Raw genomic sequence first — 21,819 nt, 5'->3', positions numbered from 1 at the left:
ATAACTCACGCTCACGCAGTGGGCTGGGTCTTCGGGAACGTCGGGTTGCCGTCGCTGCCGATGGCCGGTTGCGCGCCGACCCTGCCGATATCCTCATTGGAAAGGCCGATGGACTGCAGAATGGCCACCTTATAGGTGAGTCCGATGTCGGAAATCCCCGAAATATCGAGCATCTTGCCATTGATCACCACCACAGGCGTGGTGAGCTTGCCCTTGAACTGCCCGGCGATGTCTTTAAGCTCAGGCCGACGCAGCGTATATTGCGCGGCCGCCGAAAGCCAAGGCTCGTATTCACTGCCGAACGCCTTCGCCGCGATATTCGCTGGAACGCCCGAAGCCACGGCCTGCTGTTGCAGCTGCTCGTTGCTCACAGGCTGGTAATTGGCGGCTTCTTCAGGCTGGAAACTATCGGAATGGATATTGGTCAGGAAGTCAAGCAAATGGTCGGGATTGGGGTCGTTGGACGAAATATAGGCCACACCATTATCAGCACGCGATGAATAGTGATCGGTCGACATATTGTCAAGGAACGTCACCGGATGAATTTCAAGGTTTATCTGGCCGGCATCGAGCATCGAGCGGAACGTCGCGTCCATTTGCTGGTGCAGGACGGCGCATCCGGGGCACATCGGGTCAGTATAGATTTCCAGCGTCGGGGCGTTGGCGGCTTTCTTGCCGTAACCGGCATTCGAAAAAAGTATCCCGCCCTTGTCGTTGGTGAATTTGGGCTTGAATTTGACGTTCTGCAAGGTCGCGTACGCCTGGTCTTCAGTAATATTCTGTGCAGCATTGCGCTTGGCAATGGAACGATAGCTGACCAACCCGATAACGGCCACGAAAATGACGACGATGACGAAAGCCACGAATCCGATGATACGACGCTGCTTGCGCTCCTTGGCTTCCTGGGCGCGACGCGCCTGAAGCAACAAATCACCGGCGTCGACGCCTCCATACCAAGAAGTATTAGCTGCCGTCGATGAGTAGCCATTGCGTGTATGCCGAGCCATACCCCATCCTCTATACTCTTTGCGCTAGCAACGTTGTCCATTTACCGGCACCTTACGGGACGCCGGCTGATTATGTCCTAACATTCCTACCCCCAACAAGCCGTGCGGCATTCCCCAAAAGTGCAATGCCGACCAAGATGTGCAAGAAGCAGCATTCTTAAGAGTATAACAAGAGTCAAAAGCCGGCGAATTCTCTCTCGTTTAGCGAAGCCGTTTTGCGCAAAACGCAACTTAATTTTATGTGACGTAAAATGATAAAAATGTCCGGAAATCCATTTATATCAGTAATTATTACCATCTGATAGTCGCGTAAGTTTCCGGACGAGGATTCGCATATAACGTTTTATGTTATTATACCATATAAACAAATATCATTTTAAGTAACATCGTTCACAAAACGTTTGTATTGCGAAAAATATCGGCACGAATTCCACTGGTCAGCCAAAACCCTAGGCACGTCAAGGTAATCGAGCCTTGCTGTTAAAGTAATGGTCTGTCTGGTTTTGTCGGTTACGATCGAAACCAACGCCTCCTTAGCTCAGATGGCCAGAGCGGCCGCCTTGTAAGCGGCAGGTCGTCGGTTCGATCCCGACAGGAGGCTCACCGGTGCGAAGTTGCGGTGAGAGACGATTAAGCAGTTTGCGGTTGAGGTTATTGGTGTCGGCATTGTTCGCGGCTGAGGCGGGCGGTGCGCGCCAATGGAAGCGGTAATGAATTTGTTGTATGGCCCACGAAAGTGGGTTGCGTGCGTTGTGGCGGTTCGCAAACCTTACGTCCACAACGATTCCGGCGTGAAGGAGGCGCCGACTGTATTACTCGTGCTCGAGTAAGTAAGCGCTGCCCCTCTTCCATATGAGGGCAGCGTCCAAGGGCGAAACTTCCCCCAATTTGCTTCGCCCTTTAGGGGCGGGAATATCCCCTTCTCTCCCGCCCCTTTCCCTTCTTAAACGGCTTTAACTTTTACAACCTTCATAGGTACTGTTCGCCGTACTTTTCTTTGCGAAATCTTGACTCCATAACCCAGATACGCATTGCAACCCCCACAGCGAAACCGATAGACTGTAGACTTGATTATGACAATGGGTATGCCCGGTAATCGCGGTATGCTCGGCAAATTACTTCAGGGGGTTTGGATGGCACGTCGATGGACGCCACGCCGGTTCGTCACTTTGCGCAGGGTTCGCGTGGCGGTTTGCGTGGGAGTGGTGCTGCTGGCCAGCATCATCTTCTTCGCGATCACCGCACGCAAAAGCGTTGCTCTGACGGTCAACGGCGATACCAAAACCGTCACCACCTATTCGGCCTCCGTACCCAGATTCCTTGAATCGCAAGGCGTCAAGACCAAATCGCACGATTTCATCGAATCCACCGACAAGCTGGCCGGCCTGAAAAACAATGACGTGGTCACCGTGCGCAGCGCCTACCAGACCACCATCAACATCCAAGGTCAGGAAGTGCCTTTCTGGACCTACGCCACCAGCGCCGACCAGCTGCTCGGCTTCTTCAAAGCCAATGACCAGAACGCCTCCAAGGTCTCGGTCAATGTCGGCAACGTCTATAACCAACTTACCGGCGGATTCGTGATCAACAAGGCCGGCCCGGTGACGGTGATCGCCGACGGCAAGACGTCCGTCGCGCCCAACGGCAAGCTTACGGCCGCCTCGATTCTCGATTCCAAGAACATCACCATCGGCAAAGACGACCGCGTCAACGTCAGCGAAGAGAACGGAAAGACCATCCTTCGCGTCCAGCGCGTCACACACGGCCAGGAAACCAAGAACGTCGCCGTAGCCTTCCCCACGCGCACTGTGGTCGATTCCAGCCTGCAGCCCGGCCAGACCGAGATTCGCCAAGCCGGCCAAAACGGCAACAAACAACAGGTTTACGACGTCACGTACGTCGATGGCCAAGCGGAAAGCTCAACGCTCAAATCCGAAGCCGTCTCGCAAGCACCGGTCGAAGAAATCGTAGCCGTCGGACCCGCCGCACCCACTCCTGCGCCTTCAACGGGCGGCAGTGGCAGCAATAGCAATTCCGGTTCTGGCTCCGGCTCCGATAGCGGCTCAAACAGCAACAGCGATTCGAACAAGGGCAACGACAATTCAAGCAATTCGAGTTCGTCCACGCCCGCGCCTTCGACTCCTTCGCAGCAGCCCAGCCAGCCGAGCCAGCCTTCACAGCCTTCGACACCTACCCCGGCTCCAGCGCCCGCTCCGGCTCCCGCACCGACTCCAGCCCCGACACCTTCGGCCCCATCGGGTGGCGGACTTTGGCATCCATCACGCGAAGCGGCGCAAATCTACGCTCAGGGCGCTGCAGCGCAATATGGCTGGACCGGAGACAACTGGAGTAACCTCGTATGGATTTGGGATCACGAATCCGGTTGGCGCTGGAATGCAGGAAACCCGAATTCGACCGCATACGGCATTCCGCAGATTCTTTATTATTACCTGTACACCAGCCAGACCGACTGGCCGGATAACGGCGCCACGCAGATCGCCGCTGGTCTGACCTATATCAACGGGCGTTACGGCAGCCCGAACGCGGCCCGCGTTTTCTGGAATGCGAATCATTGGTATTAAACGATTGGGTTTCGGTCGTTCTTACAAAACCGCGGCCGCAGCTGACGCTACCTTTTTGACTGAATGTTTCAGTTACGTCTGGCACTTGGCCTCTTTGCACCCCCAAAGTTTCAATTATCACCGAAACTTCAGCCTCACGAACCTAAGCCATAAGTCATATCCGATACTTTCAGCCATTTATAGCTGCAATCTCGGCAGCACTCCCAGCTCGCAAACCTATCGATTCGCGTACCAAGGGTATCTTTGAAAACATGAGTGAACAGATGACGGACGAGAGCGGCTTGGCAGACGGCAATCCGCCACATACCGGCCACTTGCTGGGTGCAGGGGATATCCGGCGGATTGCGGCCGAAGCAGGGATCAGCCCGACCAAAAAATTCGGGCAAAACTTTGTGATCGACCCGGGAACCGTACGACGCATTGTGCGCGAGGCTGGCGTTACAGCCGATACCAAAGTGCTTGAAGTCGGGCCGGGATTGGGCTCACTTACCTTGGCTTTGCTGGAAACTGGCGCTGCCGTCACCGCGGTGGAAATTGACCCGGCACTGGCCGCACGCCTGCCGGAAACCGTTGCCGAATTCATGCCGGAAGCGGCCAATCGACTTACCGTCGTCACGGCCGATGCCATGAGCCTGAGTCCCGCGACGCTGCCTGATTTTGCGCCGAATCTTGAAAACAGCAACCCATTCACGCTCGTTTCCAATCTGCCGTACAACGTGGCGACGCCAATATTGCTGACGCTGCTCGAGCGATTCGAAAATCTCGACCATTTTCTAGTCATGGTGCAGAAGGAGGTGGCTGATCGGCTCGCGGCCAAACCCGGTTCAAAGATTTATGGCACGCCGAGCGTGAAACTGGCGTGGTATGGCCGCGCCGAGCGCGTCGGGCTGGTGGGCCGCAACGTTTTCTGGCCCGCGCCGAACGTCGATTCCGCGCTGGTTTCGTTTACCCGTTATGACGAGGGTTCCAAAGACAAACTAGCCTCGAAAGCCAATCGCAAGAAGGTGTTCCAGCTTATCGATGCAGCATTCGGGCAGCGCCGCAAAACCCTTCACGCAGCCCTGAAAAAGTTGGTGCCGATGGAAGCGTTCACACAAGCCGGCATCGATCCGACCAGACGCGGCGAGACCCTGACCATCGATGAATTCGTTGCATTGGCTGCAGCGATGGAAGGCTGATTCCGCTCGTTCGGCCTATCACTTGCCCGGAATGCCGATATGATCCACCTGGTCTAATTCAATTCAATCGAATCTAGTGAATTTTAGTCCAATACATCAGCTCTAGGTTTCGGCTCGGCAACGGCCGAACCCGGATATCCGCCCAGCGCGTCACACTCTCACGGTAAAGTGAAAACGTCGATATTTCGCCAAATCCTACGCGCGTCGGGTGAGCCCACGAGCCTGCAGGAATTGGCGCAGGCACGGTTGACAGGAACGAAACATGCAGCAATTTAGTGACGAACGTCAGGCACGCAAGAAGTATGTGCATCACCGTCAGATGCGCGTGTTTTCAACGATTGCGGCCATTCTGGTCGTCGCACTGGTCGTCGCATTCTTCACCCTTTTCCATTCTCTTGGCAAAAGCAACGCCGGCGTGCCACAGGCGCAAACCAATTTCGGGGCACCGCTCGTCTGCGCCACCGACGATCCGAAGAAAAGCCCGGCCATGTATCAGCCAAACAACAGCGTGGAAGTCAACGTGCTCAATGGAACGAAGGCGGTCGGCCTCGCTCGGGCGGTCGGCGACGCATTGACCAACCGCCATTTCAACGTCTCCAGCGTCGGCGATTTCACTTCGCGAAAAGTCGAGCGGACCACCATCTACTACGGGGTCAACAATATCTGGCAGGCTTACACGGTGTATAGCAACTTCACTGACGCGAAACTGGTGATGGACAACAGGCAGGACGGGGTCGTGAGCGTGGTCATCGGCTCGACATTCACCGATCTGACGAAAAAAGGCTCACTGCCCACCGTCGGTTCCCAAATCAAGAACATCGAGGGCTGCACTCCACTGAGCAAGGTCGACAAAGCCAAGCTCCCGCAGGACTTCCGCCAGCCCAAGAAGTAATCGCTCTGGACGTTTGAGAGTCAAACACCATTGTGATATGTTCGTCGTATCGGTGAAATCGTCCACTACGGGTACAAGGTGTGAGTCTCTAAAACTTTCAACCCGTTGATTTTCATCGTAGGGCGTTGCTTATTATCGTCCTATTTATATTGATTTGTGCGGGTCACTGGCTTAGCTGGCGGCCTGCACGAGTTTTCTGGCGCCTACTCGGCGATCAATCCTTCTTCCACAGCCCAACGCTTGAGTTCGGCGACGGCGGTGTCGTGGTCGGCAGGGCCGTGATCCAAGCGGTAATCGAGCATGTGTTTGTAGGCGCGGCCGACTTGTGGGCCGGGCTTGATACCGAGGATTTCGATGATTTCGTTGCCGTTGACGTCCGGGCGAATCGCGTCGAAGTCCTCCTGCTCCTTGAGCTCCTTGACGCGCGCCTCAAGCTCGTCCATCGCCTCCGAGAACATCAACGCCTTGCGCTTGTTCTGCGTGGTGGCGTCGGCACGGGTGAGGCGGTTCAGACGTTCGTAAAGATGGCCGGAATCCTTGACATACCGGCGAACGGCCGAGTCCGTCCAAGGCTCGTCGACGTAGCCGTGGAACCGTAGATGCAGGTTCACCAATTCGCTGACGTCGGAGACGATATAGTGGTCGAAACGCAGTGCCTTCAAGCGTTTGCGCACCAGCTTGGCACCCACCACGTCGTGATGATGGAAGCTCACTTTGCCGTGAGGCTCGAAGCGACGCGTGGCAGGCTTGCCGATGTCGTGCAGCAACGCGGCCAAACGCAACGTCAGGTCGGGAGCCGGCACGGGGCCGTCGGGACCGGTTTCCAGCGCAATCGCACGGTCGAGCACCATGAGCGTGTGCTCGAAAACGTCCTTATGACGGTGATGCTCATCGATCTCCAGCTTCAGCGCCGGAATCTCAGGTAATACAATATCGGCCAAACCGGAATCGACCAACGCCTCGATGCCCTCGTGCGGACGTTCGGAAAGCAGCAGCTTCGTGATTTCGTCACGCACGCGCTCGGCGGAAACGATGGAGATGCGATCGACCATGTCGGTGATGGCCTCGGCAGTGTCCGGCTCGATGCGGAAGCCGAGCTGGGCGACGAACCGCACCGCACGCATCATGCGCAGCGGGTCGTCCTCGAAGGATTGGCGCGGGTCGACCGGCGTGCGCAGAATGCCTTTGGCCAAGTCGCTGGCACCGCCGAACGGATCGACGAATTCAAGGTCGGGCACACGCAGAGCCATAGCGTTGACGGTGAAATCGCGTCTGGAAAGGTCGCCCTCAAGCGAATCTCCATAGCTCACTTCCGGCTTGCGGGAGTCCGGGTCGTATTTATCAGAGCGATACGTGGTGACTTCGACCTTGACTTCAGTGCCGTCCTCACGACGCCGCATCGCACCCAAGGTGCCGAACTTGCGGCCCATATCCCAAAATCCATCATGGCCGAAGCGCTTCAAAATCAGCTCAAACTGCTCCGGCCGCGCGGAGGTGCAGAAATCAAGGTCATGGCTTTTCCGGTGCAGCAGCAGGTCGCGCACGGGCCCGCCCACCAGCGAAAGCTCGTAACCCTGCTCTGCAAACATGTGCCCCAGCTCAATGGCCTCAGGCCACACCTCAAACTCCACGATTTGCCTCCAACGTTCGAATTTCACGCGCTTTCCAGCATACCGTCACCGTTGCACGCACGCGCAGGAATCAAGAATTCAATCACTGATACCGCAATTTACAGCACCGAAAGCTCCAAAAGCACCGACATGGCTTCCGTGCTGCACACAATCATTTATCAAAAATACGATTCGTCGGAAACTCGCCATTCTCTATTTCAATATGCACGGCAACCACAGCAGGGAAGCAAAAGACTACCATAAAAACGTTTCCGTGCTGCAGACGTGTGGCAATCCGAAATGTGATTCGTTGATATTCCGCCATTCCCCATTTTCAATAATGTCATCTATGTAGCAGGGAAGCGATTTTGACGGCCGAGCAAGACTCCGTGCTGTACTGCACTACCAATCCAACATCATCCCGCACAGTCCTTACGGGATCGGAGACACATCCGGCAAAACCGACCAGCCAATCCGGGATAATTGTAAAACGGCGAAAAGCATTCCGTTACCCTACCTGCACATCCTTCTGAGTAAGCTGGAGGTATGATTACGCCCGCAGACCTGGCCCGCATGATGGCCAACGCTTCGGGCGACCACACCCAAAACGCGGAGAAGCAAGACAAACTGCTCTATACTTCGGAGTCCGAGGGGCGTATCGTCCGCTTCATCGAGCCGGATGGGGCGCCGACGCCGAAGATGATGCCACATCACCGTGCCACTCACGGTCCGATGAAATTCGCTACTTTGGACGCTCAGGAGCTGCCCGTCGCTCGCGAATATTCAGCCGGCGGCTTGATTTTTGACGAACACAACCGCGTCGCGCTCATCGCACGCCACTCGCGCAGCGGCCACCTTGAGTGGTGCCTGCCGAAAGGCCATATCGAAAAAGGCGAGACCCCCGAGCAGACCGCGGTGCGCGAGGTGCACGAAGAGACCGGAATAATGGGCGAGGTCATCGATTCCATCGCCACCATCGATTATTGGTTCACCGGCCAGTCCGAACGCGTCCACAAGCTGGTTCATCACTTCGCGCTGAGGCAGATCGGCGGCACGCTCACGGTGGAAGGCGACCCGGACCACGAGGCGGAAGACGCCATCTGGGTGGATTTCGATGACCTTGACAGAGTGCTGAGCTATCCTAACGAACGTAAAATCGCGTGGCTTTACGCCAAGAAACTGAACAGGCAGGCAGAAGGTTGAAACACTCGCACCCCTGCGTCCCCGACGGCAATACGCATAAGCAACAATCGCCCATCTCCACTCGGATTTCGGCGATTGTTTCGTCCGTCGTAGCCCTGCTCTGCACCTCCGCTCTGGCTCTTACGCCCGCCTGCGCGATTGCGGTGGAACCCGGGGAAACCAACCCGCCCGCCAGTAGCACGAATCCGGGAGGCTCTCTGGTCGCTCCTGCCAATCCATCCACGGCAAATGATCCCTCTAAAACAGGCCCAGCCAGCCCTGCGGCACCAACTCAGCCGGATCCTTCTCAGCAAAGCGGCGCTTCCAAAGCGCAATCGCCGAATCTGCAAACGACAACCGCTCCAGGCTCTTCCGATAATTCCTCATCTTCTTTGATGCGTTCAGCACAACCCAGCGCCGATACTGGCAGCCAAAACGATTCCAGCGCCAGTGCCGCCGAAAAGGACGCCGAAGTGACCATCGCGGCCTCAACGCCCGTGGTCACTTCGAACTCCGGCTACCACCTGAACGTAGTCATCAAAAACACGAGCAACGACGCGCTTCCGGCGGGCACTTTGACCGTTGCCGTCAACGATTATTACACCTTCGTTTCGCGATCGGATCTGCAGCAGTGGGCGCAGGGAAATTCGCGAATCCAAGTGCCCAACCAGATTGGCGAGGTCAACGTCCCGCCGATTGCAAAAGGCGAGAAAACCAGCGTTGCCATCGACGCGAACCCGGACCAGCCGAGCCTGAAAAACATGCTTTCGTGGGGCCCGAAACCTGTGCGCGTCGATTATTCGTTCGTCCGGAATCCTTCCGAGAACGCGGGCACTTCTTCGAAATCGCAAGACAACTACCTCAACAGCACCCACACGTTCCTGACCCGTTCCAGCGATGGGCTCAACACCGCCAACACCCCGCCGATGGACGTCACCGTCGTCATGCCGCTGACCAGTGACGGCTGGCAGGTCGACGGCCAGAAGCTCACGCAGTTCATGACCGCGGGGGAGGGCGATACCACCAAAATCGTCAATACGCACAGGCTTTCCCAAACCGTCGAGCAACTGATCAACAAGCATCCCGGCTTGCAGGTGATCACGGATCCGACGCTGGCGCAAAGCCTTCCCGTACCGCCGAAAACCAGCGGAATCATGCAGCCCGGCGATTTCGATATCACTGCGTATTCGGCCATTAACGATGGCACCGCTTACGAAAAAGCGGGAATTACGGCCAAAGACTGGAATACGGAAACGGGGCTGAAGGAATACCGCGACGCGCTCGGCGACGGCAATGCGAACGCGCAGGCTTACGCTTGGCCTGGGCGAGGGCAGTGGACGATGAACTCGCTGGAAACGGCCAGGCAGCAGGGCTATTCCACCGTCATCGCGCCTGACACCACGAGCGTGGAGGACGGCACCACCAATTCCACGACCCGCACCGGCAAATACACCATTCATACCTCCGCCGGCGACGTCACCGTGCTCACCGCGCAGGACGAGCTGAGCCGGCTCGCGCAAGGAAAACCGACCGATAAAACCGTGGACGGAGAATCGAGCCCCGCGGGCAGACTGGCACGCTTCATGGCCCAAAGCGCTTTTTACCAGATGGAAAGCCCCTACGCCACACGCAATCTGCTGATCTGCTTCGACACTTCCACTGCGAATTCCGAAAACAACGCGCAGGACGCAGATACGTTGATGCAAACGGTGGAACAGGCGCCTTGGCTGAAGCTGAGCAATATGGGCGAGCTTGGCCAGGCCGATGCCTATCTTTCCGGGGAAAAAGCCGAAAGTATGGTGCCCGGTTCGTCCAACATTCGCACTTCCGCACTGCAAGGCATTCGCCAGACGCTTGCCACGCTCACCGCGAGCAAAAACGATATCGACCGGTTCAATAATTCCATTCTTGATGAATCTTCTTCGGATTCGTCAGCGTCCGGGAGTTCAGGAACCTCTGGAACATCAGGTTCGACAAGCGGTTCGAATAATTCAAATAATTCGAATAACTCCGGGGCTTCGAAAACGCAGGGCGGGCAGAATAGTTCGTCTGGTGCGAAAACCAGCGGAAAATCAGACAACGCGGAAAGCTCGAGTTCAGGTTCCGGCTCGAACACAGCCGGCACATCAGGCAAGTCGGCAGATTCCTCCAAAACCAGCGGTTCGAATAATTCAAATAATTCCGCAAATACTTCTCCTTCGTCGCCCTCAAACGCCAATGGCAACAATGGGGGCAACGGCAACTCCAACAACGCGAACGGAAACGTCAACGGCGGCAAAACCGACACTGGTGACGCGCAAGCCCTCGCCCGCCAAGACGCGGACGCAACGGCGAAACGCTCGAAGAACGGCTGCGACTGGATCGCCGCCATCTCCTCGATGCAAAACGCCCTTGCCCTGCACGCACTTTCAGACAACGACGCCATGGCCAAACGGATGACTGCGAGCGCCCAGAACCTTGCGGCCCAACTGATGAACGGTATCAAGATCACACCTTCGGAATCCATCACCGTTCTAAGCGAATCCGCGAAAATGCCGGTGACGGTGAGCAATAACCATCCTTATCCGGTCACAGTCAAGATTTCCTCGCTTTCCGATTCGATGGAAATCGTTACGACGCGTTTCGTCACGCTTTCCATACCGGCCCGCAGCGAGGCCCAAACCACGTTCAACGTCCGAGTCTCCACGAGCGGCACGGCCACGGCGCATCTGACGCTCGCCGACCGCAGGGGAGACGCGTTCTCCGCCCCGCAGTCGACACACATCACCAGCACATTGCGCCTAAGCGACATGAGCGGCATCATTTTCATCGCCGTCGCGCTGGTTCTTGCCGCACTCGGCCTGTGGCGCCAATTCAACCGTAAGAAAGATCCCGACGAATGAGCTCATCTGTAGGTCATAATTCGATGGTTATGGCCGTGGGGACGGCCGCAAGCCGCGTCACTGGCCAGATTCGCACCATCCTGCTCGCCGCGGCCCTCGGCACGACGGGCATGGCGGCCGACGCCTACCAAGCGGGCTCACAGATTCCCCAGGTCATCTTCACCTTGGTCTCCGGCGGTATTTTCAACGCGGTGCTCGTCCCGCAAATCGTGCGCACGCTGAAAAAGAAGGACGCGCAAGACCGGCTTAACAAGCTGGTCACCCTCGCCATCGTCCTGCTGCTGGCCGTGACGCTGCTCGTGGCGCTGCTCACCCCGCCGCTCACGCGCCTCTACGTCAACGGCGACCGCGATATGCTGGCCCTCGCCACCGCGTTCACCTTCTGGTGCGTCCCACAGATCTTCTTCTACGGCCTTTACACCGTTCTCGGCCAGATCCTCGCCGCCAAAGACCATTTCGGCACCTACGCCTGGAGCTCGGTGGGCGCCAATGTCATCAGCTGCATCGGGTTCACCGCGTTCATCTTCATGTTCGGCCGCGCGAACACGCAACCCCTGAGTTTCTGGACCAGCGAGAAAATCGCCTTGACGGCGGGCGCGTGGACGCTGGGCGTCGCTTTCCAAGCGCTGATCTTGTTCCTGCCGCTGCGTAAAATCGGGCTTCACTATCGGCCAAGCTGGGGCATCCACGGTTTCGGCCTGCGTTCGATGGGTTCGGTGGCGGCGTGGGGTATTGGCATCGTCGTCGTCGACCAGCTGCAGACCATCGTCAACCAGCGCGTGCTCACCAGCGTGCCCGGCAAAGCGGCGCAGCTCCATCTCAACGCGCTCGACATGGCCGGCAACGCGAGTTATTGGAACGCCAACACCATCTATATCCTGCCCTATTCGCTCATCGCCACATCGGTGGCCACGGCGATGTTCCCCAAGATTTCGCAGGCCATCGCCGATCGTGACATCGACGGTGCTCGTGAGGATCTCAGCGCTTCGCTGCGCAATGTCTGGCTGATGATGTGCCTGTTCAGCGTGATGTTCATCGTCATCCCCACGCCGATCACGCTTGCCCTGCTGCCCAGCGTCAGCGTCAAGGAAGCGGTACTGATGGCCGGACCCTTGGCCGCGCTGTCCATCGGCCTGCCGTTTTCCTCGACCTATCTGATCATCCAACGAACGTTCTACGCCTTCGAAGACGGCTACCATCCCTTCTTCTTCACCCTTCTGGTTTCAGGCGGGCAAGCGCTGATGATCGTCATCGCGATCCTGTTCATCTCGCCGTTCAACTGGGCCACCACAGTGGGCGCGACGATGTCGTTGTCGTTCATCTTTGCCTTCCCTGTCATCGTCTATATGGTGCGAAAGCGTTTCAACGGCCGGCTTGACGGCAAACGCATCGCTACGGCATTCGGCAAGGGGATTATCGCCTCGTTTGTCGCCGTCGCCGGCGGCACGCTGCTGCGCTACCCGGTCTATGGACTGTTCGGCGCCGATATCGAGCCGGGCGCGGGCGTGCGCGGCGGGCATATGAACTGGTTCCAGGCCGTCGGCGTCTGCTGCGTGCTCGCCATTATCATCGCCCTGCTTTATGTGGGTACGCTGTGGGCACTTCGTACACAGGAATTGATGCCGATTGTCCGCTCGATGGCCGGCAGGTTCGGTATCAGGGTTCCCGGCGGCGCTAATGCTGAAAATGATGAAAACGGCGAAAATACCGGAAACACTAAAAATACCTCCGATACAAACGTCGAAAATACACAGGAAATCCAGGATGCGGATATTCCCGACAAAACCGAGAAAATCGAGAACGCAACCGTTCCCGGCAATTTTGCAGCACCCGAATTTCAGGACATCATACAGCTCGGAAACCGCGATACAACACAGAATTCGAACATTTCAAACTCGTCCCCAACAGCAAATACGGCTACAGTAGAGGGTATGCCTTTCACAAACGCCAATTCCGCCGATACGGAAACGAGGTCTTCCCATACTCCGGGAGACAGATTTCCGTCCGGCGTGAGTGGTGCGCGGCATTATGCCCCGGTTGCTTTCAACCCTTTGAGTGAAAAATTATCAAAAAATAACAGCGGCCGTTTGGACAATAATTTATCGGATAGCGATATTTCCAACGATAATCGACTAATCGATGAAGACGTACAAGATTCTCCGGCAGCGGCATCGGCATTGCAAGACCCGGTGACGTCGTTTGATGCCTTGGAATCCGAGAATTCGAGCCTATTCCAGGATTTCGGAATATCCGACAACCTGACGTTCCCCTCCGCCCCCTCCCTGTCAGAACCGGAAAGCGCTGAGCACGCCGAGCTTCCAGCACTCCCCATTGAGCCCACCGATTCCGCCGATTCATCTTATGGCGAGCGCCCGGCTTCGCAGATCAAACCGCTTTTCGACACCACGGATATGCCGTCCCGGCAACCCAAAGCCGATACCAATGCGGAAAACGACGCCACCGTCAAACCGCAAATTCCGGCCAAGACCGTTTCTCAATTCCCTGCCCCACCCGATAATTTCACTTGGCTGACCGCAGCATCGCTGGGCTTGCCGCCGGTTGGCGAAGCCGAGGAAGCGGCCTTCGAAACCCAGATTTCCAAGGCTCCCCGTCACCACGCACGCTGACAGCGCGTGCCCGAACGCCACCAAACCGAGGATATACGACAAATCGACACGAAACCTTGTCACAAAAACTTACGCCCCGGCCACGGCCATGGATAGAATGAAACAGACGGCAAGCCGCCTGATATTTTTTACTTTCGTTTGCGTGTAGGGTCGAGGAAATTATGAAGCCACAGCTGGGAGATATCGTCATCAGCAGATATACGTTGGTGTCGCCGCTGCGTAGCATACCCGGGCTCGAGGCTTGGAAAGCCAACGACCGAATCCTCGCGCGCGATTGCCAGCTTTTCATCCTCACCGACAAGGCAGCCATCCCCAGCTTCGAGGCGATTGCCTCAACGCTCACCCTTTCGCGCAACCCGCATTTCACGCAGGTTATCCAAATACAGCACGTCGGCGATATTCCCGTGCTCATCACGCGTCTTGATCAAGGGCTTTCACTCAACAATTTCATCGGGCATGGCACGCGCAAGCTTGGCTACGAAGCCATGCATTCCATCATCGCAGAAGCCGCGAATGGCTTGGAAACGCTGCTGCGCGATGATCTGAAAATGAAGGCGCTGAGCACCGACATCGTACGTATTACATCAAAAGGCGTCCAAATTACCGACGCACCTCTCGAAGCGATGTTTGTCAGCACTCCTGAAGAACAGCATCTGGAGCCGGAAATGCTGGCGGTTCATGAGCTTGCCGCACTGCTTTACGCGATGCTCACCGGCAAATGGACTTCGGAAATCAAGAGTTTCGACCTTTCGGCGCTTCCTGAGGACACACCCGAAGAGCTGCGCATCATCTGCGATCGCGGATTGTCCATCACGGACGTGGACGGCAGGCCGACTCTTTCGATGGTCTCGCTGTCCGAGCTTGTCGCCTTGCTCGGGTCCGTCAAGCCGGTGGCACAGCTCCCAGCGAGCGAGCTGAAACGGCCGAATTCCGACGGTGAAGCTTCCATTTCAAGGCTTCGACTGCGCAGGGCGCGGCCGGGCAATTTGCTTGATTTTCCGCAGAATCTTTCGACCAACCAGTTGCAGTTCCGAGCACGTCAGGCCGCCAGCGCCGCTGGAGCAGGTGCTGCTGGAGCTGGAGCCAATGCGGCGCGAAAACGGGCGGGCACAGCAGCTCGCGCCGATTCTGACGCCACTTCTGTGATTCCTACACCTTCCGGCCAGTCCCGCGTTAATTCGGCAAAGGCCGGTTGGATGAACCAACCGAAATCCGCAGGCGCAAACGCCAACCGCACTTCCGGCTACACGTCCGCAAGCTCAAAGGCGGCCTCATCGCAAAATAACTCGGCGCCGTTGCCAATGCCGAAAAAGCCCGGTACACAAGGCGTTCCGGGCATCCCCGGTATTCGTGGAGCTGCCGGTGCCGCCAATAATGCAAAACCGGCCGGCCCCTCACAAGACCGATACTCGAAATGGTGGCGTCAACGCGGCAAGTCCGGCAGTAATCAGCACCACTCCGATGATCTCAACAACGTCGCGGCCCCGCGCATGGATCTGCACGATCTGGCCGCAGCGGAAATGGCCGACGCTTTCAAATCATTCGATTCGACGGCCGACGACTCCATTTTCCCGGATTTCGACCAGAACACCGTACAGACCACGAACCCGACGATGCAATTCGACTTCGCCATGAAAGGCAATGGCTCTGGCGATAACGATACCAATCCCGGCAACCGTACCGAGGCAACGGGCCGTATCCCGCTGCTCGACACCGAAGGCAATTTCATCGAGCCCGGGCATGAGTCCGCGGCCGCGCTCGAAGCGGAGCGGGAGGCCATCGATGCAGCCAATCCGGTCATCACCCCTCCCAGCTTCACGCCTCAGCAGAAGGCGCAGCAGGAATCCGACAACCCGACCAGCGACGATATCGCCGATACCCCGTTGCTTGGCAAGCTCACCACCAAAGTCGTCGCCATCATCGCCGTCATTGTGCTGATTCTCGCTGCCGCAGGCGTCGCCGCGTTCGTCTTGGTCGATCACAACAGCAAAAACGCCGGCACCTATCAGCAGTCGAACTCCGACCCATGGCCCAACATGAACCTCAACAAGGTGCCTTTCGGCGCACAAGGCGACGGAGGCGAAAGCGGGGACCAAGGCTCAGCCGATTCCAACAACGCCAATAAGCAAAACGGCTCGTCAAACAACTCCTCCTCTAAGTCCGCAAGCGGCACGAACTCCAAAGCGATCACCGCCGACAAAAACGCCAAAGCCGTTCCCGCGCCATCGCTGCCGGTGAACAATACGCCGTTGACCATCGACAAGCAGGAGTTCTACCAGAGCCCGGCCGGACAGGACGGCCTTGCGTATTACATGCACATAAGCCAGCCGGCCACCGTCACCCGTTTCGTGGTCCAGATTCGCACTTCCGGCGGCACCGGTTACCTCATCGCCAACTCCGCGCAGGATCCGAACGCGGGCCAGCGGGTCGCCCAGTTCACCTTCGACGCGAGCGGCACCACCGAGGTCAAGCTGCAGAAGCCCGTCAAGTCGCAGGACTTCCTGCTCTGGGTCCCCATGGACTCATTGCCCAACCATTCCCTCTACATCAACCACGTCGCGCTGTACTGAGGGTTTCAAAACAAGCGGAACATATTTAACAAATTTAGATTGCATTTAGTAGTGCTTTTGGTATCATGAATATACCTATTTGATGTCAAAGGAGCTATTATGGCCACCACTACTGCTTTTACTATGCGCATGGACAGCGAACTCAAACAACAATTCGACACCATAGCCAATGCGCTGGGACTTTCCGCAACGGCGGCGTTCAACGTCATGGCTAAAAAATTCGTCGAGGACCGAGGGTTCCCTTTTTCGGTCCGGCTTCCCGAATCGTTCGACCCTAACCAAATGACCATCGAAGCCATGCAATATGCGAAGGAAAGAGCCGACGGAAAAGTGCCCGATGACTCGCCGACATTTACCAATGCAGCGGCCGCAATGGCTTATCTCAACCAAAAGGCCGACCATGTTTCAGATTAAAATCGACCCGCAATTTGTCAAAGATTACGAAATATTCAGACGAAGATACCCGTTTCTCGTTGCAGAATTACAGGCAGCCATCGAAGAGCTTGCTCAGTACGGCGAAGTACCTTCTGGATATCGGCCACATCCATTGAATAATCCTGGCGGCAACTATAACGGTCACATTGATTTCCATCTTTCCGATGGAGAAGTCGATGTAGTCGTTCTGTATCTGCCGCACAAATCGAATCCGATTATTCGCCTCGTGCGCATAGGTGAGCACGCTCAACTCTTCCAAGGGCCGTTGCAATAAGGTAACACGATTATGCTGACTATGTCGCTCATTTTTATCGAGCATCTTCATTCCATTTAGATTCAGGTCCGTTACGAACCGCCGAAAGCGTGTTGAAGCGGTGCCGGTTTTTCGCGGGCGATTGCGCGGTGGCATATGGCGACTAAAGTCTTCTCTTATATTGCTTAAACGCATGAAATCTGTTTGGCGTGCGACGCACGTTTGACGCGGGCCGCAACCGAGGAAAGGCATGGGTTGATGTCTGGAAACAAGAACAATTCCGGGAAACCGAACGAAGCCGAACACCATGGTTCCAAGGCTTCCGCGACCGACGTAAGCGGCGAATCCAAGGTCTTCAAGAACGACCCGTGGTACGACTCCTACGCGGCCCGCGCAGACAACATGCGCGCCTCGGAAATCCGGGCTTTGTTCGCCACAGCCTCGCGCCCGGATGTGGTTTCGCTGGCCGGCGGCATGCCCTATTTGGACTACTTGCCGTTCAAAGAGCTCTCGGAACTCATCGCCAAGATGCTCGTCGACAAGGGCGACGTGGCCTGGCAGTATGGCTCGGCGCAAGGCGACCCGCATCTGCGCGAGGACGTGCTGCAGATCATGGCGCTCGAAGGCATCAAGGACGTGCAGCCCGACGATGTCGTCATCTCCAACGGTTCCCAGAACGCCATCGACCTGGTCACGCGCATCATGTGCGACCCGGGCGATGTCGTCATCGCCGAAGCCCCGAATTACGTGGGCGCGCTCGGTGTCTTCTCGTCCTTCCAGGTCGACGTGGTCAACGCGCAAACCGACAAGGACGGGCTGATTCCCGAATCGTTCGAAGAGACTATCAAAGCCCAGCTTGCGGCCGGCAAAAAGGTCAAGTTCCTCTATACCGTGCCCAATTTCCATAACCCCGCGGGCGTGACGATGAGCGTCGAGCGCCGCCCACGCATCATCGAGATTGCGCGCAAATACCATGTGCTCATTGTGGAAGACAACCCTTACGGCCTGCTCGGTTTCAACGGTCAGACCTACCCCGCGCTGCGTTCGATGGACGCCGAAAACGTGGTCTATCTTTCCAGCTTCTCCAAAATCATCGCACCGGGCATGCGCATCGCATGGATCGTAGCGCCTCCTGGAATCCGCAAGAAGCTCATCCTGGCCAACGAGGCATCGATTCTCTGCCCGCCGAACATGAGCCAGATGACCATCACCACCTACCTCGATAATTTCGACTGGAAGAACCAAATCAGCCAGTACCGCGGCATGTACAAGAAACGTTGCGACACCATGGACGCGGCGCTGAAGGAATACCTGCCGTACTGCTCGTGGAACAAACCCAAGGGCGGCTTCTATATCTGGCTGAAGATTCCGGAAGGCTTGAATTCCAAGGAAATGCTGCCTCGCGCCATCACCGCAAAAGTCGCCTACGTGGCCGGCACCGGCTTCTACCTCGACGGCAGCGGCACGCACCACATGCGTCTTTCGTTCTGCTATCCGACGCCGGACAAGATCAAGCTGGGCATCCAGCGTCTCGCAGGCGTGATGAACAACGAGCTCAAGACCGCCGAACTCTTCGGCACCGCAAAGGCTGACGCGGACGCACGCCGTTCCAGCAGCTCGGATAAGAAAGACTGAAGGAGCATCAATCATGGCAAAGCATATCAAGGCCAAAAAGCACGCAGCCCCAACAAAAGACCACGCTCCAATCGACCGCTCGGCAACAAAGGTACTCGTCATCTGTGGCGGCATGAGCCACGAGCGCGACGTATCGCTTTCCAGCGGGCATCGCGTCGGCGGCTATCTTGAGGAAGCCGGCTGGAACGTCGCCGTGCACGATATGGACAGCGAGCTGCTGCCGTATCTGAGCGACCCTGAGACCCGTCCCGATATCGTCTGGCCGCTGCTGCACGGCGCCAACGGCGAGGACGGCTCGATCCGCGACATCCTCGAGATGGTAGGCCTTCCATATATCGGCTCACGCGCGAAAGCCTCGCGCACCGCTTGGAGCAAGCCCATCGCCAAGAACGTGGTACGCAAGCTCGGCGGTCTCTCCACTCCGGTTTCGGTGGCGCTGCCCGAATCGACGTTCCGCGAGCTCGGCGCAAAGAAAGTGGTCGATTTGCTGGTCAAATCGTTGAAACTGCCGCTTTTCGTCAAGCCGACCCAAGGCGGATCAGCGATGGGCTGCACTCGCGTCGACAAGGCTGAAGAGCTTCCGCAAGCGATGGTGAACAGCTTCGCGTATGGTGATGTCGCACTGGTTGAAAAGGCCGTCACCGGGACCGAGATTTCGGTCTCCGTGCTGGAAATCGACGGAGAACCGCTCGTTCTGCCGCCGCTTGAGGTGGCCACGCCTGACGGCGACTACGATTATGAAGCCCGCGTGACCCCCGGCCCGACCGATTTCTACGTTCCCGCTCGTTTGCCGGAATCCGTTCTCAAAGCGGCACAGGACGCGGCTCTGACGGCTCACAACACCCTGAGCCTGCGCGATATTTCCCGCACTGACTTCATCGTCGACGAGTCCGGCACCCCGCAGTTCCTCGAATCGAACGTGGCCCCCGGCATGACCGCGACTTCGCAGCTTCCGCAAGCCGCCATCGCCGCCGGATACAGCCTGGCCGACCTCTACTCGCAGCTGGTCGAGTCCGTCCTGCGCCAGCATCGCGCCGACAAGTAAGTCTTATGGCAAGCCCGGCAAATTGAGCTGCTGGGCTTGCAGCTCGAGGCGAATCAGCCATTGCGGCGTCAGAACCACCGCCAGCACCACCAACAGCACGACGAGAACCGCACCATACACCAGCGTCCGCACCCATAGCGGGCGGCGACGCAGCGCAGGAATCCCGTCCAGCAGCAACCAGCCCAGCACCAGGCCGACCACGAATCCACCGACGTGCGCCTGCCACGCCACGTGCGGCACGAAAAGCGGCATCGCCAAATCGAGGATAATCCAAATCACCATCCCACGGATATCCTCATGCGTGCGCCGGAAAACAAGAAGTACCACGCCGAAAAGCCCGAACAGCGCACCGGAAGCGCCGTATGAGGACATGCCCCAATCGTTGGTGAAATAGCTGTAGACTATCTGGCCGTCAGAGGCGCCGAGCCCGCAAATCAGGTAGACCGCAAGGAAGCACCAATGCCCGAGCAGACCTTCCAAATACGGTCCGATGATGATCAGCGTGAGCATGTTGCCCAGCACGTGCAGTACGTTCGGGTCGTGCATAAACATCGAGGTGAGCCACGTCCACGGCTTCACAATCGCCAGGCCCGAAGTGAACGAACCGTTGAAAATCAAACTGTTGAATCGCTCCGGCGAACCGTATTTGAAAAGCACTTCCACGAGCCACACCAGCACGCAGGCAACGACAATCACCCATGTAACCACCGGGCCGTTGGATTGCCATTGATACCTGAATTTCCGCCACCAGTGCTGGATGTCGTTGCTCTCATTGGTCATTGTTATATTTTATCGATTGAAGTCTACAAGACCACCTGCAAAAGTGCACGAAAATCTTGATATGAGCATCAAGAAACCTTGAACTTTTCGCTTTTCATGGGCTTTGCACCCAATTGTCACAAAATATCGGCTAGGATAGAAGCAACGTTGGCTTGGACGCGCAAGCCGGCACTTAAGAAAGGAGCCGTCATGGAGAACAAGTCTTCTAACGGTTGGAAGTTCTTTGCGCTGCTCTTCGGCGGTCTGCTCGCTGCAGTCGTCGGCCTTTATATGTACAAGCAGCAGAACCCCGACTATGATCCGTGGGAAGAGCCGTGGGAAAACAGCTCTTCGCCAGTCGATTTGGGTCTTGATAAGGAAGCCGATCCGAAGCCTGAAGCAGGCCCGGAAGCCGCTACCGCCTGACCTTTATTTATTTTATTATTCAAAGCCGTCGCATTGCCTTGTTGGCAGTACGGCGGTTTTGCTATGTCTCTGTGCCGTTGTTCCATCCGCCAAGAAAATGGCAATGAAATAGCCGACAAGACCTCGCTTCCCACCCCATTCCGTCCATAAATGCGAGGACGATGCGAACTGCCACCATCGGCATGCCTGGGCCTAATTCCGTCCACAAGGTGAGGGACGATGACGTTATGGCAGCGATACGGGAACAAGATATTTCGAAGGGCATGGCAGCACTGGATCAGTGGCGCAAGTTGGCGGACACTCATCGAGGCGAACCACTTGAGGAACGGCTTACGTTTTCGCCGGACGGTTTGCCACGCAACACATGGGCGATGGCCGTGCGATATTCGCTCTATCTCTTGGAGAACAAGGCCCCAGGCCCCGGCGTCGAAGTGCGCGTGGCACCTTGGGGAGCGGTGAAAATCCTCGATGGCCCCGCCTCGGACCCGCATAACCTCACCCCGCCCGACGTCATCGAGCTCGACCCGGACGTTTGGCTGCGGCTGGCGTGCGGCCTGACCAATTGGTCGGAAGAAAAAGACGCCGGCCGTATCAGTGCCATCGGTGAGCGCGACGATTTAAGCGCATTGCTGCCACTGGAATGACAAAACGTTGCTTAATGCAACGCTCGAAATAACCTTGATTTACTATCTAACGATTCTTCTTGGTTAATAAATTGAGGACTGTCAGATGAACA

The 21,819-nt window shown here is 56.9% G+C and carries 16 protein-coding genes and 1 tRNA gene; 14 read left to right on the top strand and 3 right to left on the bottom strand.

The window, feature by feature from the left end; genetic code table 11:
* Positions 1 to 11: 11 nt before the first annotated feature.
* Positions 12 to 1,007: a DsbA family protein gene (locus OZX62_RS00415; RefSeq protein ID WP_277176096.1), complete on the bottom strand. Its 996-nt coding sequence runs from the start codon at positions 1,005 to 1,007 to the stop codon at positions 12 to 14.
* 527 nt (positions 1,008 to 1,534) lie between these two features.
* Between OZX62_RS00415 and OZX62_RS00410 the strand changes: the two genes are divergently transcribed.
* The 4 genes from OZX62_RS00410 (at position 1,535) to OZX62_RS00395 (ending at position 5,659) form a co-directional block, all read left to right on the top strand.
* A tRNA-Thr gene (locus OZX62_RS00410) sits at positions 1,535 to 1,608 on the top strand.
* A gap of 532 nt (positions 1,609 to 2,140) precedes the next feature.
* On the top strand, positions 2,141 to 3,589 hold the full coding sequence (locus tag OZX62_RS00405) for a G5 domain-containing protein (protein ID WP_277176095.1): 1,449 nt from the start codon (positions 2,141 to 2,143) through the stop codon (positions 3,587 to 3,589).
* 263 nt (positions 3,590 to 3,852) lie between these two features.
* Entirely contained in the window at positions 3,853 to 4,767 is a 915-nt protein-coding gene (gene rsmA / locus OZX62_RS00400) for a 16S rRNA (adenine(1518)-N(6)/adenine(1519)-N(6))-dimethyltransferase RsmA (protein WP_277177103.1), read from the top strand.
* A gap of 262 nt (positions 4,768 to 5,029) precedes the next feature.
* Positions 5,030 to 5,659 (top strand): LytR C-terminal domain-containing protein, encoded by a 630-nt coding sequence (locus tag OZX62_RS00395; protein WP_277176094.1) that lies wholly within the window; start codon positions 5,030 to 5,032, stop codon positions 5,657 to 5,659.
* A 203-nt stretch (positions 5,660 to 5,862) separates the two neighbouring features.
* On the opposite strand, the gene OZX62_RS00390 is transcribed toward OZX62_RS00395, so the two are convergent.
* Positions 5,863 to 7,290, bottom strand: coding sequence for a CCA tRNA nucleotidyltransferase (locus OZX62_RS00390; protein WP_277176093.1), 1,428 nt, complete (start codon positions 7,288 to 7,290; stop codon positions 5,863 to 5,865).
* Positions 7,291 to 7,815: 525 nt separating this feature from the next.
* On the opposite strand from OZX62_RS00390, the gene OZX62_RS00385 reads away from it, so the two are divergent.
* From OZX62_RS00385 to OZX62_RS00350, 8 genes are all read left to right on the top strand, one after another.
* Positions 7,816 to 8,472 carry an NUDIX hydrolase gene (locus OZX62_RS00385; protein ID WP_277176092.1) on the top strand — a complete coding sequence of 219 codons (657 nt, stop codon included), beginning with the start codon at positions 7,816 to 7,818 and terminating at the stop codon, positions 8,470 to 8,472.
* Positions 8,469 to 11,333, top strand: a complete 2,865-nt coding sequence (locus OZX62_RS00380; protein ID WP_277176091.1) for a DUF6049 family protein — start codon at positions 8,469 to 8,471, stop codon at positions 11,331 to 11,333. The genes OZX62_RS00385 and OZX62_RS00380 overlap by 4 nt, the downstream gene beginning before the upstream one ends.
* Entirely contained in the window at positions 11,330 to 13,960 is a 2,631-nt protein-coding gene (gene murJ, locus OZX62_RS00375; protein WP_277176090.1) for a murein biosynthesis integral membrane protein MurJ, read from the top strand. Before OZX62_RS00380 ends, murJ begins: the two co-directional genes overlap by 4 nt.
* A 161-nt stretch (positions 13,961 to 14,121) precedes the next feature.
* Positions 14,122 to 16,530: a hypothetical protein gene (locus OZX62_RS00370; RefSeq protein WP_277176089.1), complete on the top strand. Its 2,409-nt coding sequence runs from the start codon at positions 14,122 to 14,124 to the stop codon at positions 16,528 to 16,530.
* A 99-nt stretch (positions 16,531 to 16,629) separates the two neighbouring features.
* Positions 16,630 to 16,944 carry a type II toxin-antitoxin system RelB/DinJ family antitoxin gene (locus OZX62_RS00365; protein ID WP_277176088.1) on the top strand — a complete coding sequence of 105 codons (315 nt, stop codon included), beginning with the start codon at positions 16,630 to 16,632 and terminating at the stop codon, positions 16,942 to 16,944.
* Positions 16,931 to 17,239, top strand: coding sequence for a type II toxin-antitoxin system YafQ family toxin (locus OZX62_RS00360; protein ID WP_277176087.1), 309 nt, complete (start codon positions 16,931 to 16,933; stop codon positions 17,237 to 17,239). The genes OZX62_RS00365 and OZX62_RS00360 overlap by 14 nt, the downstream gene beginning before the upstream one ends.
* Positions 17,240 to 17,476: 237 nt before the next feature.
* Entirely contained in the window at positions 17,477 to 18,853 is a 1,377-nt protein-coding gene (locus tag OZX62_RS00355) for a PLP-dependent aminotransferase family protein (protein WP_277176086.1), read from the top strand.
* A gap of 13 nt (positions 18,854 to 18,866) precedes the next feature.
* Complete coding sequence (locus OZX62_RS00350; protein ID WP_277176085.1) at positions 18,867 to 19,898, top strand: D-alanine--D-alanine ligase; 1,032 nt, start codon at positions 18,867 to 18,869, stop codon at positions 19,896 to 19,898.
* A 3-nt stretch (positions 19,899 to 19,901) separates the two neighbouring features.
* On the opposite strand, the gene OZX62_RS00345 is transcribed toward OZX62_RS00350, so the two are convergent.
* A complete protein-coding gene (locus tag OZX62_RS00345; protein WP_277176084.1) occupies positions 19,902 to 20,678 on the bottom strand; it encodes a rhomboid family intramembrane serine protease in 777 nt (258 codons plus the stop codon).
* A 189-nt stretch (positions 20,679 to 20,867) separates the two neighbouring features.
* On the opposite strand from OZX62_RS00345, the gene OZX62_RS00340 reads away from it, so the two are divergent.
* Both OZX62_RS00340 and OZX62_RS00335 read left to right on the top strand, forming a co-directional pair.
* A complete protein-coding gene (locus OZX62_RS00340; protein WP_277176083.1) occupies positions 20,868 to 21,083 on the top strand; it encodes a hypothetical protein in 216 nt (71 codons plus the stop codon).
* Positions 21,084 to 21,310: 227 nt separating this feature from the next.
* Positions 21,311 to 21,727, top strand: a complete 417-nt coding sequence (locus OZX62_RS00335) for a sterol carrier family protein (protein ID WP_277177102.1) — start codon at positions 21,311 to 21,313, stop codon at positions 21,725 to 21,727.
* Positions 21,728 to 21,819 lie beyond the last annotated feature (92 nt).

The organism is Bifidobacterium sp. ESL0690, from assembly GCF_029392315.1.
In the GTDB taxonomy this organism is placed as follows: Bacteria; Actinomycetota; Actinomycetes; order Actinomycetales; family Bifidobacteriaceae; genus Bifidobacterium.
Note: the sequence above shows the minus strand (reverse complement) of the source record. Positions and strands in the feature narration are given on the sequence as shown.

Excerpts from the sequence above, each read along its gene's own strand:
- OZX62_RS00360 (WP_277176087.1), top strand. The coding sequence starts at position 16,931 with ATGTTTCAGATTAAAATCGACCCGCAATTTGTCAAAGATTACGAAATA.
- OZX62_RS00335 (WP_277177102.1), top strand. The coding sequence starts at position 21,311 with ATGGCAGCGATACGGGAACAAGATATTTCGAAGGGCATGGCAGCACTG.
- OZX62_RS00350 (WP_277176085.1), top strand. The coding sequence starts at position 18,867 with ATGGCAAAGCATATCAAGGCCAAAAAGCACGCAGCCCCAACAAAAGAC.
- OZX62_RS00345 (WP_277176084.1), bottom strand. The coding sequence starts at position 20,678 with ATGACCAATGAGAGCAACGACATCCAGCACTGGTGGCGGAAATTCAGG.
- OZX62_RS00395 (WP_277176094.1), top strand. The coding sequence starts at position 5,030 with ATGCAGCAATTTAGTGACGAACGTCAGGCACGCAAGAAGTATGTGCAT.
- OZX62_RS00415 (WP_277176096.1), bottom strand. The coding sequence starts at position 1,007 with ATGGCTCGGCATACACGCAATGGCTACTCATCGACGGCAGCTAATACT.
- OZX62_RS00370 (WP_277176089.1), top strand. The coding sequence starts at position 14,122 with ATGAAGCCACAGCTGGGAGATATCGTCATCAGCAGATATACGTTGGTG.
- OZX62_RS00385 (WP_277176092.1), top strand. The coding sequence starts at position 7,816 with ATGATTACGCCCGCAGACCTGGCCCGCATGATGGCCAACGCTTCGGGC.
- OZX62_RS00365 (WP_277176088.1), top strand. The coding sequence starts at position 16,630 with ATGGCCACCACTACTGCTTTTACTATGCGCATGGACAGCGAACTCAAA.
- OZX62_RS00405 (WP_277176095.1), top strand. The coding sequence starts at position 2,141 with ATGGCACGTCGATGGACGCCACGCCGGTTCGTCACTTTGCGCAGGGTT.
- OZX62_RS00340 (WP_277176083.1), top strand. The coding sequence starts at position 20,868 with ATGGAGAACAAGTCTTCTAACGGTTGGAAGTTCTTTGCGCTGCTCTTC.
- rsmA (WP_277177103.1), top strand. The coding sequence starts at position 3,853 with ATGACGGACGAGAGCGGCTTGGCAGACGGCAATCCGCCACATACCGGC.
- OZX62_RS00355 (WP_277176086.1), top strand. The coding sequence starts at position 17,477 with ATGTCTGGAAACAAGAACAATTCCGGGAAACCGAACGAAGCCGAACAC.
- murJ (WP_277176090.1), top strand. The coding sequence starts at position 11,330 with ATGAGCTCATCTGTAGGTCATAATTCGATGGTTATGGCCGTGGGGACG.